Consider the following 14894-nt stretch of genomic DNA (forward strand, 5'->3'; position numbering starts at 1 on the left):
CCCCGGGGGCCGCCGCCTTCCAGCCGAGCCCCACGGGTCAGCGCGTCGGGCCGTCCAGCTCGTCGATCGTCGCGTGGGACGGGCCGACGCGGATGCTCAGGTCGCGGGAGACCGCCTCCGCGTCACGCAGGACACGGACCGCGTTCCGCCACGTCAGCTTGGCGATGTCGGCGTCCGACCAGCCGCGGGTGAGCAGCTCCGCGATCAGGTACGGGTAGCCGGACACGTCCTCGAGCCCCAGCGGGAGGAACGCCGTGCCGTCGTAGTCGCCGCCGACGCCGATGTGGTCGATCCCGGCGACCTCACGCATGTGGTCGAGATGGTCGGCGATCGTGGCCACGGTGGCCATCGGGCGCGGGTTGAGCGCCTCGAAGTCCGCGTGGATCCGCATGGCGGCCGGGGTGGTGTCCAGGTGGTGCAGGCCGTGCTCCCGCATGTTGCGGTCGGCGGCCAGCGTCCACTCGACGGCCGCGGGGAGGACGAACTTGGGTACGAAGGTCGCCATGGCCAGTCCGCCGTTGGCCGCGAGCATCCGCAGCACGTCGTCGGGTACGTTGCGCGGGTGGTCGCAGACCGCGCGGGCGGAGGAGTGCGAGAAGATCACGGGCGCCACGGAGGTGGCGAGCGCGTCGCGCATCGTGGTGGCCGCCACGTGGGACAGGTCGACGAGCATGCCGATGCGGTTCATCTCGCGTACGACCTCGCGGCCGAACTCCGAGAGGCCACCGACGCGCGGGGAGTCGGTCGCCGAGTCCGCCCAGTCGGTGTTGTCGTTGTGCGTGAGCGTCATGTAGCGGACGCCGAGGGTGTGCAGCGCGCGCAGGGTCCCCAGCGAGTTGTTGATGGAGTGACCGCCCTCGGCCCCCATCAGGGAGGCGATACGCCCTTCGGCGCGGGCCTTCTCCATGTCGTCGGCGGTCAGGGCACGCCGCAGGTCGTCCGGGTAGCGGGCCAGCATCTCGCCGACCACGTCGATCTGCTCCAGCGTGGCGCTGACCGCGTCGTCGCCGGCCAGCCGCGGTGCCACGTAGACGGACCAGAACTGGGCGCCCACGCCGCCGGCCCGCAGCCGCGGGATGTCGGTGTGCAGGGTCCCGGTCTGGTCCTGGGAGATGTCACGGATGTCGAGGTCGTAGCCGACCTGTTCACGCAGGGCCCAGGGGAGGTCGTTGTGGCCGTCGACGACGGGGTGGTCGGCGAGCAGGAGACGGGCCCGGTCGAGGTTGTCCATGCTCTCGCCTACTTCCCGAAGCCGAAGGAGTCCGCGCCCTGGGTCTTGGCGCGCAGTCGCTTGCCCTTCTCCGTCGCCTGCTCCTTGAGCTCCTGCTGGAAGTCCTTCATCCGCTCCAGCAGCGCACGGTCGTGGGCGGCGAGGACGCGGGCGGCGAGCAGGCCCGCGTTACGGGCGCCGCCGACGGACACCGTGGCGACCGGGACGCCGGCCGGCATCTGGACGATGGACAGCAGGCTGTCCATGCCGTCGAGGTACTTCAGCGGAACCGGGACGCCGATCACGGGCAGCGGGGTGACGGAGGCGAGCATGCCGGGCAGGTGGGCCGCCCCGCCCGCTCCCGCGATGATCGCCTTGAGACCGCGGTCCGCGGCGTTCTCGCCGTACGCGATCATCTCGTGCGGCATGCGGTGGGCGGAGACGACGTCGACCTCGTAGGGGATCTCGAACTCGTCGAGGGCCTTGGCGGCCGCTTCCATCACGGGCCAGTCGGAGTCCGAGCCCATGACGATGCCGATGACGGGGGCGGAACCTGGTGCGGTCATTCGGTGATCGTTCCTCGCAGGTAGTCGGCCGCGTGCCGGGCGCGCTCCCGCACGTCCGCCAGATCGTCGCCGTAGGTGTTGACGTGGCCCACCTTGCGGCCGGGCTTCACGTCCTTGCCGTACATGTGGATCTTGAGCTGCGGGTCGCGGGCCATGCAGTGCAGGTATGCCTGGTACATGTCCGGGTAGTCGCCGCCGAGGACGTTGCACATGACCGTCCAGGTGGCGCGCGGGCGGGGGTCGCCGAGCGGGAGGTCCAGGACGGCCCGCACGTGGTTGGCGAACTGCGAGGTGACCGCACCGTCCTGGGTCCAGTGACCGGAGTTGTGCGGGCGCATCGCGAGCTCGTTCACGAGGATGGCGGGCTTCCCGTCGGGTCCGCGCGTCTCGAAGAGCTCGACCGCGAGGTGACCCACCACACCGAGCTCCGCGGCGATCCGCAGGGCGAGCTGCTGGGCCTCGCCGGCGAGGCGTTCGTCCAGGTCGGGCGCCGGTGCGATGACGGTGTCGCAGACCCCGTCGACCTGGACGGACTCGACGACGGGGTAGGCGACGGCCTGGCCGTGGGGCGAGCGGACGATGTTGGCCGCCAGCTCCCGCCGGAAGTCGACCTTCTCCTCCGCGAGGACGGGGACACCGGCCCGGAAGGGTTCGGCGGCGTCCGCCTCGGAGCGGACCACCCAGACGCCCTTGCCGTCGTAGCCGCCGCGGACCGTCTTGAGGATGACCGGGAAGCCTCCCACCTCGTCCGCGAAGGCGGCGGCGTCCGCCGGGTCCGCGACGATGCGGTGGCGGGGGCAGGGCGCGCCGATCTCCGTGAGCTTCGCGCGCATCACCCCCTTGTCCTGGGCGTGCACAAGAGCGTCAGGGCCGGGGCGTACGGGAATGCCGTCCGCCTCCAGGGCCCGCAGGTGCTCGGTCGGCACGTGCTCGTGATCGAAGGTGATCACGTCACAGCCGCGTGCGAAGGCGCGCAGGGTCTCCAGGTCGCGGTAGTCGCCGACGACGACTTCGCCGACCACCTGGGCGGCCGACTCCTGGGGAGTGTCACTGAGGAGCTTGAATTTCAGGCCGAGGGGGATGCCGGCCTCGTGGGTCATCCGGGCGAGCTGACCGCCGCCGACCATGCCGACTACAGGGAACGTCACGGGTCCAGGGTATCGGGCGTGCGACAGCTCCCCTCACGCTCTCCCGCCGGGCCCCCGCCCCTGCGCGAAGGATGCCTCGTCACGCGGCCGGCCGGCTCACAGGCATCACACGGGCGGGGTCGTTAGCATGGCCGGGTTGACGAAACCGAACGGACGGGGCTGAGCGATCACCATGAGCGAACGGGGCGCACTGCGGGCCCGGCTTGATCTGCTGGCCCGGGAGGTCGCCAAGTTCGGTGCGGTCGGCGCCCTCGGGCTGGTCGTCAACATCGTCGTGTCGAACCTGATCTGGCGCACCACCGAGATTCCGGTGGTGCGGGCCGGGCTGATGGGGACGGTCGTCGCCATCCTCTTCAACTACGTCGGCTTCCGTTACTGGACCTATCGGGACCGCGACAAGAGCGGCCGGACCCGGGAGCTGACGCTGTTCCTGCTGTTCAGCGCCGCCGGGGCGGTGATCGAGACCGGCGTCCTCTATCTGGCGACGTACGGCTTCGGCTGGAACAGCCCGGTCCAGAGCAACGTCTTCAAGATCGTCGGCATCGGGATCGCCACGCTGTTCCGCTTCTGGTCCTACCGCACCTGGGTGTTCAGGGCGCTGCCCGCCAAGGAGGCCGTGCTCGACGCGGAACGATTTCTGGAGCAGCGACGACCCGCCGACGAGGTGACGCCCGGCCCCGTGCCCCACTGAGTCCGGGTTTCAGCGGACCGGGCGTACGGACTCCTTGCGGCTCGGTACGACCCGGCTGAGGAAGAGGGCGAACACCGGCGGCTGCTGCTGGAGCAGTTCGAGCCGGCCGCCGTCCGCCTCGGCGAGGTCCCGGGCCACGGCGAGGCCGATCCCGGTGGAGTTGCGGCCGCTGATGGTGCGCTCGAAGATCCGTGCCCCGAGGTCGGCGGGTACCCCGGGGCCCTCGTCCGTGACCTCGACGACGACCTGGTTGCCGGCGACGCGGGTACGCAGCGCGACGGTTCCGCCCCCGTGCATCAGCGAGTTCTCGATCAGCGCGGCGAGCACCTGGGCCACGGCGCCGGGGGTGCCGACGGCCTCAAGACCGTGCTTGCCCGAGCAGACGACGGCGCGGCCGGCGCTGCGGTAGGCGGGGCGCCACTCCTCGATCTGCTGCTTGACGACCTCGTCGAGGTCGAAGACGACGGCGGAGCCGGTGCGCGGGTCACGTGAATTCGTCAGCAGCCGCTGCACCACGTCCGTGAGCCGCTCCACCTGGGTGAGGGCGATGTTCGCCTCCTCCTTCACCGTCTCCGGGTCGTCGGTGACCGAGATCTCCTCGATCCGCATGGAGAGTGCGGTCAGGGGGGTGCGGAGCTGGTGCGAGGCGTCCGCGGCGAGGCGTCGCTCCGCGGTCAGCATCCGGGCGATCCGCTCGGCGGACGAGTCCAGGACGTCGGCGACCCGGTCCAGCTCCGTCACCCCGTACCGCTTGTGGCGGGGACGCGGGTCCCCCGACCCGAGGCGTTCGGCGGTCTCGGCGAGGTCGGTGAGCGGGGAGGTCAGCCGGTCGGCCTGGCGTACGGCGAGGAGCACGGCGGAGATGATGGCGAGCAGCGCCACCGCTCCGATGATGAGCAGCGTCCTGCCGACCTCACGGGTCACGGCGGAGCGGGACTCCTCGACGGTGACCTTCTCGCCCTGCTCCCCCGTCTCCGTGCTGCGGATGACGTTGCTGTCCGTGGGGCGCTCGCCGACCTCGATGGGGGTGCGTCCGGGGATCTCGACGCGGGCGTAGCGGCTGGTGTCCACCTGCTCGGCGAGGACCTGGGAGGTGATCCGCTCGGCGCCGAGCAGCCGGCTCTCGACGACGCTGATCAGCCGGAGGGCCTCGGAGTCGACGCTTTCCTGGGCGCTGTTGCTGATGGTGCGGGTCTCGACGATGACGAGGGAGACGCCGAAGACGGCGATCACGACGAGCACCACGGCGAGTGTGGAGTTGATCAGTCGGCGACGCATGACTGTTCTGTACGTCAGCTCTTCTCGAACCGGAAGCCGACGCCCCGGACGGTGGCGATGTATCGCGGATTGGCCGCGTCGTCGCCGAGCTTCTTGCGGAGCCAGGAGATGTGCATGTCGAGGGTCTTGGTGGATGACCACCAGGTGGTGTCCCAGACCTCGCGCATCAGCTGGTCGCGGGTGACGACCCGGCCGGCGTCCCGTACGAGGACCCGCAGCAGGTCGAACTCCTTGGCGGTGAGCTGGAGTTCCTCGTCACCCATCCAGGCCCGGTGGGACTCGACGTCGATCCTGACGCCATGGGTGGCGGGCTGCGGGGCGGGCTCGGTGGCGCCGCGGCGCAGCAGGGCGCGGACCCGGGCGAGGAGCTCGGCGAGGCGGAAGGGCTTGGTGACGTAGTCGTCGGCGCCGGCGTCCAGGCCGACCACCGTGTCGACCTCGTCGGCCCGCGCGGTCAGCACCAGGATCGGTACGGCGTGACCGTCGGCCCGCAGCCGCCTGGCGACTTCGAGGCCGTCCATCCCGGGCAGCCCCAGGTCGAGGACGACCAGGTCGACGCCTCCCTGGAGCCCGGCGTCGAGTGCGGTGGGACCGTCCTGGCGGACCTCGACCTCGTAACCCTCACGACGCAGGGCGCGGGCCAGTGGCTCCGAGATGGATGCGTCGTCCTCGGCGAGCAGTACACGGGTCATGCAGTGATGGTAGTCCGCGCAGGCCTGGTGGGGTGAGGCCCTGGTCAAACCCTGCGGGTCAGGGCCATGAATCGGACATCCTCCTTTGAATATGGGACTGTGGTTCCACGGCTACCTGTGATCCATATCTCAAGTCCTTCCATATCCCCGCGTGTCATGTCGTATGGTTGCCCGACGCCTGTTGCACCACCGAAGGACCTTTGGGCAGCTTTTCGCGCCAAGGGTCTCTTTTGTGTACGGGCCGGTTCCCGCCGGCCCCGACCAGTGAATGACCTGTGGGCCGGGCCCGGAGCGCGAGGACGCGCACCGGGCGTGGATCCCGGAGCGGTCTGTCCCACGACCTCGTCCCCGAACTCCCTGCGGAGCGGGTGGCCGGATCGAATCCCTCGAGGCGTCAGGGGTGGGGCCTGTCCGCCCGGTGCCGGCTACCCCCCACCGGGCGCGTACCGCTCACGAGGCGGCGCGTCCCGACCAGCAAGGATCGACCATGGCGTCCAGCCTGACGAAGGACTCGGCCAGTACTTCCGGTTCGCAGAAGACCTTCTTCGGCCACCCCCGCGGCCTGGCCACTCTCTTCATGACGGAGATGTGGGAGCGCTTCAGCTACTACGGCATGCGCGCCCTTCTCCCGCTCTACCTGATCGCTCCCAACGGGCTTCACATGAACCCCGCCACGGCCACGGCGATCTACTCGGTCTACCTGTCGCTGGTGTACCTGCTCGCCATGCCCGGCGGCTGGTTCGGCGACCGTGTCTGGGGCCCCCGCAAGACGGTCGCCGTCGCGGGCGGCGTCATCATGCTCGGCCACCTGACGCTGGCACTGCCCTCCGAGGGCACCTTCTTCGCCGGGCTCGGCCTCGTCGCCATCGGCTCCGGCCTGCTGAAGTCGAACATCTCCACGATGGTCGGCCACCTCTACGACGGCCCGGACGACCCGCGCCGTGACGGTGGCTTCACGATCTTCTACATGGGCATCAACATGGGTGCCTTCGCCGCCCCGCTGGTGATCGGCACCGTCGGCGAGAACGTCAACTGGCACCTGGGCTTCGCCCTGGCCGCGCTCGGCATGGGCCTCGGCGTCGTCCAGTTCCTGCTCGGCACCCGCCACCTCGACGAGCGCAGCCTCGTCGTTCCGAAGCCGCTCTCCGCCGACGAGCGCGCGTCCACGCTGCGCAAGTCGATGATCTGGCTGGGCGTCGCTGCCGTCTTCTACATCGGTACGGTCGTCACCGGCGTCTACACGCTGAACTGGCTGCTGGTCCCGATCACGGTCGCCGGCCTGGTCATCCCGGTGATGGTCCTGACCCGCATCAAGCGGGACAAGGAGCTCAGCCAGGCGGAGCAGGCGAAGATGTCCGGCTACATCTGGTTCTTCGTGGCCGCCGCCATCTTCTGGATGATCTACGACCAGGGCGGTTCGACCCTGGCGATCTTCGCCGACTCCTCCGCGGAGAACTCGGTCCTCGGCTGGGACTTCCCGGTCTCCTGGTACCAGTCGGTCAACCCGGTCCTGATCATGGCGCTGGCCCCGGTCTTCGCCGCCTTCTGGCTGGCCCTGAACCGTCGGGGCAAGGAGCCCAGCACGATCGTGAAGTTCAGCTCCGGTCTGGTGCTGGTCGGCGCGTCGTTCTTCCTCTTCCTGGCGCCGCTGTCCATCGCGGGTGACGGCCACAAGGCCGCCGCGATGTGGCTGGTCGCGATCTACTTCGTGCAGACCGTCGCCGAGCTGACGCTGTCCCCGGTCGGCCTCTCGGTCACCACGAAGATGGCGCCGGCCAAGTACGCCAGCCAGATGATGGGTGTCTGGTTCCTGGCCGTGACCGCCGGTGACTGCACCACGGGTCTGCTGTCCATCGCGGGAGTCGAGCTCAACGGCACCGGGGTGGTGGCCCTCCAGGCCGCCCTCGCGGTCGCCGCCGGTGCGGCGATCTTCATGTACCGCGGCAAGGTCAAGACGCTCATGGGCAACGTCCGCTGACACGGACACCGCCGTACGACTGAGGCCCCGCACCGGTGGTGCGGGGCCTCAGTCGTACGACGAGAGCTCTTCGGGACTACGCGGGCGCCGCGAGCTCCGCCCATACGGTCTTGCCGGGCTGGTCCGGCGTGCGCGACACACCCCAGTCGAGGCAGAGCCGCTGCACGATGAACATGCCGTGTCCGCCGGGCCGCCCCGCGCGGTGCGGGGTACGCGGCGCCGGCTGCCCCGCGCCGCCGTCGGCGACCTCGACCCGGAGCATCTTGGTCGAGCAGGCGAGGCGCAGCTCCTCGGGGCCGCCCGCGTGCAGACAGGCGTTCGTGACCAGCTCGGAGACGACCAGCAGGACGTCCTCGGCGGCGGCCCGACGATCGGCGCTCGACGCGGGGAGCCAGCCCCAGTCGTGGAGCGCCTGCCGGGCGAAGTCGCGGGCCATCGGCACGATACCGGTGGCCTCTCTCAGCGAGAGCGTGCGCCACTGCCGGTCAGCGGGCACGGCAGAGGCGGGGCCTGTGCCGTCCGGCTCGCGGCCGAGGCCGCCCGGCGGATGCTGCCGGGTGGTGCTCATCAGCGCTTCACCTCACCGATTCACCTGTGTTGCCACGAACAGATACTGATCAGATACAGAGTGTGCGGGTCTCATGCTCCCGACGGGGTGTCTTCTGCCCGGTCACATGGTGACGACACCCACTTCGCCTACGCCAGAAGCGTGAGCCGTGCGACGACGGGGGCTCCCGAAGCCGGGGATCCGCACGGGAAACGCCGCTGTCAGCTACTCAGAGCGTCTTCGAGCGAGTCATGGACGACGAAAACCGCCTCAGCGCCCGTGATCTCGAAGACGCGAGCCACCACGGGCTGCATTCCGGCCAGGTGGACCGCTCCCCCGGCGGCCTCGGCCTTCAGGCGCGCCCCGAGCAGCACGTTGAGCCCGGTGGAATCGCAGAAGTCGAGTCGCGAGCAGTCGACCACCAGGCGCGTACGCCCTTGTTCGACCGCGCTCTCCAGCGGTTCCCGCAGCAGATCGGCGGTGTGGTGATCGAGCTCACCCACCGGCGTCACGACTTCACTGCGGCCATCGGACCGGACCTCGACCTGAAGCCGACCCCGGTTCGCACTGCCGACCGTCCCGCGGTCCATGCCCGTCCCTCTTCGCCGTCCGTCACTCACTGCCCGCGTCATTGTGTACGCGACTTCATCGTGGCTGCCCCCGACGTGCGTAAAACATTACGCGTTTCCCTCGCCACACGGTAGTCGAAGAACTCAACAAACCGGACATACAGGCGTATTTGGCGCTTGTAACCTACCGCTGGAACCGGGTAAGGGTAGAAGAGACATCACAACCAGAGATTCGATTCGGCTTCGGAGGCGCCGCTTCACCGCAGGAACACGTATGGGCATCGGCAGCCATATGCCGAGAACGATGGAGGAGAACCATGTCACCCCGGCTCGACGTATCGCGTACCCACATCGCGACGTCGGCATGTCCTCAGGGACCGACCGATTCCGACTCCGCTGCCGCGAGCGCCGTACCTGGCCCGCGCGTCGGCATCAGCATCACCGGCACCACCACCGGACCGACCGCCGACGACCACCTGGTCGGCGAGGAGTTCGAGGGCCTCGAGGGACTCCCCGAGATCCCGCCCTACACCGAAGTCGGCGCGCTGGACGCCAGGGCACTGTCCAAGACGCTCTTCGCGCGGCTCGAAGTCCTCCACGAGGGCACCCCCGAGTACGCGTACGTCCGTAACACCCTCGTCGAACTCAACCTGGCCCTGGTCAAGTTCGCCGCCTCCCGGTTCCGCACCCGCAGCGAACCCATGGAGGACATCGTCCAGGTCGGCACGATCGGCCTGATCAAGGCGATCGGCCGTTTCGAGCTGAGCCGGGGCGTGGAGTTCCCGACCTTCGCGATGCCCACCATCATCGGCGAGATCAAGCGCTTCTTCCGCGACACCAGCTGGTCCGTGCGCGTCCCGCGCCGACTGCAGGAGCTGCGGCTCGACCTGGCCAAGGCGGGCGACGAACTGGCCCAGAAGCTGGACCGCGCGCCCACGGTCGCCGAACTCGCCGACCGCCTCGGCCTCAGCAGGGACGAGGTCGTCGAGGGCATGGCCGCGAGCAACGCGTACACCGCAAGCTCGCTGGACGCCAAGCCCGACGACCACGACGACGGCAACGAGACCGCCCTCGCGGACCGTCTCGGCTACGAGGACCACGGCCTCGAGGGCATCGAGTACGTCGAGTCCCTCAAGCCGCTCATCGCCTCGCTCCCCCTGCGCGACCGCACGATCCTCTCCATGCGGTTCGTCTCCAACATGACGCAGTCGGAGATCGGCGAAGAGCTCGGCATCTCACAGATGCACGTGTCCCGGCTGCTCTCGCGGACCCTGGTCAAGCTCAGGAAGGGCCTGACCGTGGAGGAGTGACCCGACGCCACCGGCACCACCGGTACGTCGTTGCGGAAGGACCTGCCCCGGCCGACGGGCGGGTCCTTCCGCATTGTTGACGAAGTGCCACGGTCTGGGCGACATTGGGCAGGGTTCTGGGGGGAACACATGGCTCTTGGGCAGAGCGGTCCGGCGGACCGTGCCGTGCTGGACGCAGCGAGAACGCTGGAAGCGGCGATGGGCGACCGGCTCGGCCGGGAGTGCCTGTACGTCCCGTCCTGCCGGCTGGGCCTCTATCTGGCGCTGCGCCACTGGTGCGGACCCGGCGGAAGAATCCTGATGTCCCCGGTCAACGACGACGTCATCCTCTTCGTCGTCCTCGCCGCCGGCCTGCGGCCCGTCCAGGCCCCGCTGTCCGCCGTGGACGGCTCGATCGACACGGACGCCGTCCCCGACACCCTGTGGAACGGCCTCTCCGCCGTCCTCACCACGAACCTGTACGGAAATCCCGACCCGGCCGGGCGGCTCCGCGAGCGCTGCGACCGTCTCGGCATCCCGCTGGTCGAGGACGCCGCGCACGCCATCGGCAGCGTCACGGACGGAAAGCCCGTCGGCTCGTACGGGGACGCGGCCGTCTTCAGCCTCTCCAAGCACGTCGGTGCGAAGGCCGGAGGCTTCCTCGCCGTCGCCGACCCGGCCCTGCGTGGCCCGCTGGAACAGGCCCGGGACGCCCTGCTCGACCCGGCCCGCCTGGCCGCCGAACTCGCCTACAGCGTACGCCCGTACGCCGAGTCTGCCGTGCGTGGACTACGGCTCGCCCCGGCCGCCTGGTGGGCGCTTCGGATGCTCGGTCTGCAGGAACGGGAAGAGATCCGGATGCCGTTGCGGCCCGCGCAACTGCGGCAGGCGCTGGACGCCGCGCCTTCCCTGGCGGCCTTCCACTCCTGGGTCCGCGTCGACATGCACGACTACCGCATCGCGCCGGGCCGATTACGGCTGCGGCGCCTGGGGCACCGGCTGAACCGCCTCGACGGACGGCTCACCGCGCACCGGGTGGGTACCGAGCGCCTCCTCGCGACCCGCTGGGCGCCCCCGGTCCCGGCCGGCGCCTGCGTACAGCCGCTGTTCCGGGTGCCCTTACTGGTGGCCGACCGGGACGCGGCCGTCGCCGCACTCGCCCGCCACCGCGTCACCGTCGGCTACCTCTACGACCCGCCGCTCGACGTCTACGCGGGCGAAGCGTTCACCGACCCGTCCCCCGCCCCCGCCGGGGCGGCCTGGTTCGCGCGGCACGCCCTGCCCGTGGACCCGCTGCGTGCCGGTCCCGTCATCGAGATCCTCACCTCGGCGGGCGCCGGGACCGCGGGAGAGCTGCCCGGTGACTGACACCGCGAGAGCCGGCCCGCCGGAGACCGACGCGGCGCCCTCACCCGCCCCGGAGGACGGCGCGAGCGGCGACTCGATGTTCCGTAACGCCTACGCCCTGATGCTCTCCACCGGTGTCTCCGCCGCCCTCGGCCTGGGCTTCTGGCTGGTCGCCGCCCGCTACTACACCGAGGAGGCCGTCGGCCAGGGCTCCGCGGCCATCGCCGCGATGCGGCTCCTCGCCTCGGTCACCGCGACCACGATGATCGGCGCCGTCGTGCGCTACGTGCCCCGTGCCGGACGCGCCACCGCATCACTCGTGGCCCGTACCTACCTGGTCAGCTCCGTCGTCGTCAGCCTGGCCTGTGTGGTCTTCCTGCTCACCCTGGACCTGTGGGGTGATTCGTACGCACCGCTCGGCACCCTGTCCGCGGGGCTCGTCTTCACCGGGTCCTGCGTCGCCTGGGCGATCCTCACGCTCCAGGACGGGGTGCTGACCGGCCTGCGCAAGGCCGTCTGGGTCCCCGTCGGCAACGCCGTGTTCTCCATCGGCAAACTGCTGCTCCTCGCCGCGTTCGCGGCCGCCCTGCCCGTGCTCGGCGTCTTCGTGTCCTGGGCCGCTGCCATCGCCCTGTCCGTCCTGCCGCTCGGATGGCTGATCTTCGGCCGGCTGATCCCACGCCAGGCCGGAGCCGACCGGGACCGCGAGCCGCCCCGGATGCGTGAGGTCGGCAGATTCCTCGCCGGGGACTCGGTCGGCGCGCTCTTCAGCCTGGCCATGATCAACCTGCTGCCCGTGATGGTGGCCGTGCGCTTCGACGCCGCGCACAACGGCTTCTTCTACATCGCCTACACCGTCGGCGGCACCATGGAGTTCATGGCCATCAACATGGCCTCCTCCCTCACCGCGCACGCCTCGCACAGCCCCGGTCACCTGGCCGAAGGCGTACGCGGGGCGCTGCGCCGCATGACGGTCCTGCTGGTACCCGTCGTCGTCGTACTGGTCCTCTTCGCCCCGCAGATCCTCGCCCCCTTCGGCGCCGACTACGCCGACCACGGCACCCTGGTCCTGCGGTTGCTGGCCGCGGCAGCCCTGCCCCGGGTCGTGGTCGAGTTGTACATCGGCGTGCTGCGGGTCCAGGGCCGCACCGGGGCACTGGCCGCCCTTCAGGGCGCGATGTGCACCCTCGTCCTGGGCAGCGCGGGCGTGCTGCTCGGCCCGATGGGCATCGCCGGGGCCGGCTGGGCGATGCTGATCGCCATGACCGCGGTGGCGGCCGTGTCCGCCCTGGGGCTGCGCTCGGCCCTCACCGGGCGGACGCTGTGGGGGGCGCGGCGACGGGAGCCGCGGCGCGAGGAGTACGGGACGGGCTGGGCCCGGCTCGCGGCGCGGAACACCCGGGAGCGGCGGGCCGGAACGCTGTGGCTGTGGGGACTGCTGGGGCTGGCGGCCGGACTGTTCTGGACGCCGCTGTCGCGGGCGGCGCACGCCGGACGGGCGCGGCTGACCGGTGCGGAGCTGGTCCAGGCCCTGCCCCCGGTCACCGTGGCCTCCGGCGTGCTCGTGATCGTCGTCTACACCGCGGCCGTCGCCCTGCGCCGCCCCCGTCCCACGTTGCTGGGCACGGCCCTGCTGGTGACCGTGGCGGCCCTGCACTCCGCCCCGCTGATCCTCGGCATCCGGCCGGCCGCCGCCTCGCGGGAGTGGCACGGCACGCTCGCCGGCTTCCTCGCCGGAGCGGCGGGGCTGGACTCCCCGGCCGCGGTGCTCCGGGCCCTGCCGTTCGCCCTCCAACTGCTCTGCCTGGCGCTGGCCGCGGTCCTGCTGCGGACGGCGGGTGCGCACTGGCGGGTCACGGCGGCGGTGGTGTGGGTGCTCGGGGTGGCCGGGTGGGCCGCGCAGGACGCCTTCGCCGAGGCCGGACTGCCCGTGTTCGTCGGGCTGTTCGCGGCCACGGCGATGACGTACGGCGTCCGCGGGTGGGTCAGCGGCCGGGGACCGGCTGCTTGAAGTAACCGTCCTGGCCGGCCGTACGGTAACCCTCCAGGCCCGGACCGTCGTCCACCGTGAGGTCACAGCCCTTGCCCGGGACCGCCCGGTTCCAGTGCACCAGAGCCTTCGCCCCGGGCATGGTCCGGGCCACCTCCGGGATCTCCTCGTACCACTCGCGCTGGCGGTCCTCGTCCGCGGGATCGGGCACCGTGGCGAACTCGGCGAACATCAGCGGCTTCTCGGCGCTGATGTGGGTGCGCAGCCACTCGTACGTCGGCCGCTGGCTGCGGTCGAAGTCCTTCCAGTCCGTGGTGTCGTGGCAGGTGAAGTAGTTGTACTGGTCCATGCCGATCCAGTCGACGTAGTCGTCGCCCGGGTAGAGCCGTTCGAAGAGCTTCCCCGACGGGAGGTAGCCGGACACCGTCCACACCCACACCACGTTGTCCACACCCAGCTCCTCGAACCGGTCGTGGATGTGGCGGTAGGCGGCGACGTACTCCTCGGGGGTGCCCGCGTCGCCGACGCGGGCGTCGACCTCCTGGTCGAAGGAGAAGAACACCCGCTTCCCGTACGCCTTGATGCGCCGCGCCTGCGGGTCGATGACCTCCCGGTCGTGCTTCCCCGAGGCGATGTTCGCCCAGCCGAGCTGGTCCTCGGTCCAGTTGGCGTGGTGGGGTTCGCGCCACACCGTGGACTCCCAGGCCAGCATCAGCATCCGGTCCCGGCCGAGGATCTGCTCGTCGGGGGTCAGGAGCTGTCCGTCGAGACGGGTGTTCGACATGTCGTGGTAGGTGTACAGGAGGTCGAGCTTCCGGCCGATCTTCTCCTCGAAGGCGTACACCGCGTCCTTGAGCGAGCCGTTCTCGGCGTACGGCACGTAGGCGCCCCACCAGGCCCCGCACGGAGGCACGAGGGTCACCGTGGGGGCGCAGGTCCCGCCGGACACCGGGCCGGTCGCGGCGTCGGCGGGGAGGGCGTCGGCGGACGGCGCGCCGTCGTCGCCCTCGCCGGAGGAGGGCAGTGCGGTCCAGGCGAGGAGTCCGGCCAGCAGCGCCGCGACGGCGGCCAGGGCGAGCACGAGGTACGTACGGGGGCGGCGCCCCTCCGGTGCGCGGTGGCGGGTCACCCGCGCCTCACCGGTGTCGCCCGGGACCGTGCGACGGCGCCCCGGGCGGCGGGCAGTGGCAGGCCCGGGAGAGCCGAGGCCAGGGTGGTGACCGCGGCGAGCGTCACCAGGAACGCGGTGCCGGAGAACCCCTCCACCAGGAACAGCGCGGTGGCCGCGATGACGGCCACGGAGAGCCCGAGGGGCGCGGCGAGCGCGACCGCTTCGAGACGCGCCCCCGGCCGGAGCAGTCCGGGCCGCGGACACAGCAGGGCGAAACCGGGGCCGAAGCAGACGAAGAGCAGCACGGGCGCCCAGCGCAGGGGCGAGCCCGCCGGCAGCGCCGTCGCGGCGAGCGCCGCCCACCCGGAGAGTGCCAGGGCGGCTCTGGTCAGGGCCCGGCGGGTGGGGAACGTCGGTTGCCGGTTCTCGGACACGTGGTTCTGCCTTCCTGATCTGGGCTTCCTGGCATGGGCTTCCT

The 14894-nt window shown here is 70.8% G+C and carries 14 protein-coding genes; 5 read left to right on the plus strand and 9 right to left on the minus strand.

Translation table 11 applies throughout. The annotated features are described in order from the left end of the window. Positions 1–37 precede the first annotated feature (37 nt). From ACFYSH_RS15535 to ACFYSH_RS15545, 3 genes are read right to left on the minus strand one after another with little or no spacing between them, the layout of a single operon-like run. Positions 38–1231 (minus strand): dipeptidase, encoded by a 1194-nt coding sequence (locus ACFYSH_RS15535; RefSeq protein ID WP_359471999.1) that lies wholly within the window; start codon positions 1229–1231, stop codon positions 38–40. 8 nt (positions 1232–1239) lie between these two features. Continuing rightward, complete coding sequence (gene purE / locus ACFYSH_RS15540) at positions 1240–1776, minus strand: 5-(carboxyamino)imidazole ribonucleotide mutase (protein ID WP_359471997.1); 537 nt, start codon at positions 1774–1776, stop codon at positions 1240–1242. Then, entirely contained in the window at positions 1773–2924 is a 1152-nt protein-coding gene (locus ACFYSH_RS15545) for a 5-(carboxyamino)imidazole ribonucleotide synthase (RefSeq protein ID WP_359471995.1), read from the minus strand. Before ACFYSH_RS15545 ends, purE begins: the two co-directional genes overlap by 4 nt. Before the next feature lie 172 nt (positions 2925–3096). Between ACFYSH_RS15545 and ACFYSH_RS15550 the strand changes: the two genes are divergently transcribed. Further along, positions 3097–3615, plus strand: coding sequence for a GtrA family protein (locus tag ACFYSH_RS15550; RefSeq protein ID WP_359471993.1), 519 nt, complete (start codon positions 3097–3099; stop codon positions 3613–3615). 9 nt (positions 3616–3624) lie between these two features. On the opposite strand, the gene ACFYSH_RS15555 is transcribed toward ACFYSH_RS15550, so the two are convergent. Then, positions 3625–4893: an ATP-binding protein gene (locus ACFYSH_RS15555; RefSeq protein WP_388752855.1), complete on the minus strand. Its 1269-nt coding sequence runs from the start codon at positions 4891–4893 to the stop codon at positions 3625–3627. A gap of 14 nt (positions 4894–4907) precedes the next feature. Then, the gene (locus tag ACFYSH_RS15560; protein ID WP_351269997.1) at positions 4908–5585 is read right to left on the minus strand and encodes a response regulator transcription factor; all 678 of its coding nucleotides are present in this window, start codon (positions 5583–5585) and stop codon (positions 4908–4910) included. Positions 5586–6072: 487 nt separating this feature from the next. Between ACFYSH_RS15560 and ACFYSH_RS15565 the strand changes: the two genes are divergently transcribed. Next, the gene (locus ACFYSH_RS15565) at positions 6073–7563 is read left to right on the plus strand and encodes an oligopeptide:H+ symporter (RefSeq protein WP_359471988.1); all 1491 of its coding nucleotides are present in this window, start codon (positions 6073–6075) and stop codon (positions 7561–7563) included. 76 nt (positions 7564–7639) lie between these two features. Here the strand turns inward: ACFYSH_RS15565 and ACFYSH_RS15570 are convergent, their stop codons facing one another. Next, positions 7640–8131 carry an ATP-binding protein gene (locus ACFYSH_RS15570; RefSeq protein WP_359471986.1) on the minus strand — a complete coding sequence of 164 codons (492 nt, stop codon included), beginning with the start codon at positions 8129–8131 and terminating at the stop codon, positions 7640–7642. Between the two features lie 200 nt (positions 8132–8331). Next, entirely contained in the window at positions 8332–8700 is a 369-nt protein-coding gene (locus ACFYSH_RS15575; RefSeq protein ID WP_359471984.1) for an STAS domain-containing protein, read from the minus strand. Positions 8701–8996: 296 nt separating this feature from the next. Here ACFYSH_RS15575 and ACFYSH_RS15580 point away from each other — a divergent pair, with 296 nt between their 5' ends. The 3 genes from ACFYSH_RS15580 to ACFYSH_RS15590 all read left to right on the plus strand — a co-directional run bounded on the left by ACFYSH_RS15580 (position 8997) and on the right by ACFYSH_RS15590 (position 13326). After that, positions 8997–9989 (plus strand): RNA polymerase sigma factor SigF, encoded by a 993-nt coding sequence (locus ACFYSH_RS15580; RefSeq protein WP_359471982.1) that lies wholly within the window; start codon positions 8997–8999, stop codon positions 9987–9989. Positions 9990–10187: 198 nt separating this feature from the next. Beyond that, on the plus strand, positions 10188–11336 hold the full coding sequence (locus ACFYSH_RS15585; protein WP_388753302.1) for a DegT/DnrJ/EryC1/StrS family aminotransferase: 1149 nt from the start codon (positions 10188–10190) through the stop codon (positions 11334–11336). Further along, positions 11329–13326, plus strand: coding sequence for a lipopolysaccharide biosynthesis protein (locus ACFYSH_RS15590; RefSeq protein ID WP_388752860.1), 1998 nt, complete (start codon positions 11329–11331; stop codon positions 13324–13326). The genes ACFYSH_RS15585 and ACFYSH_RS15590 overlap by 8 nt, the downstream gene beginning before the upstream one ends. On the opposite strand, the gene ACFYSH_RS15595 is transcribed toward ACFYSH_RS15590, so the two are convergent. Both ACFYSH_RS15595 and ACFYSH_RS15600 read right to left on the minus strand, forming a co-directional pair. Continuing rightward, positions 13301–14434, minus strand: coding sequence for a glycoside hydrolase family 26 protein (locus ACFYSH_RS15595; RefSeq protein WP_388752863.1), 1134 nt, complete (start codon positions 14432–14434; stop codon positions 13301–13303). The genes ACFYSH_RS15590 and ACFYSH_RS15595 overlap by 26 nt on opposite strands. Next, positions 14431–14850 (minus strand): hypothetical protein, encoded by a 420-nt coding sequence (locus ACFYSH_RS15600; RefSeq protein ID WP_388752866.1) that lies wholly within the window; start codon positions 14848–14850, stop codon positions 14431–14433. The genes ACFYSH_RS15595 and ACFYSH_RS15600 overlap by 4 nt, the downstream gene beginning before the upstream one ends. Positions 14851–14894 lie beyond the last annotated feature (44 nt).

The organism is Streptomyces sp. NPDC005791 (assembly GCF_042871485.1).
Lineage (GTDB): Bacteria > Actinomycetota > Actinomycetes > Streptomycetales > Streptomycetaceae > Streptomyces.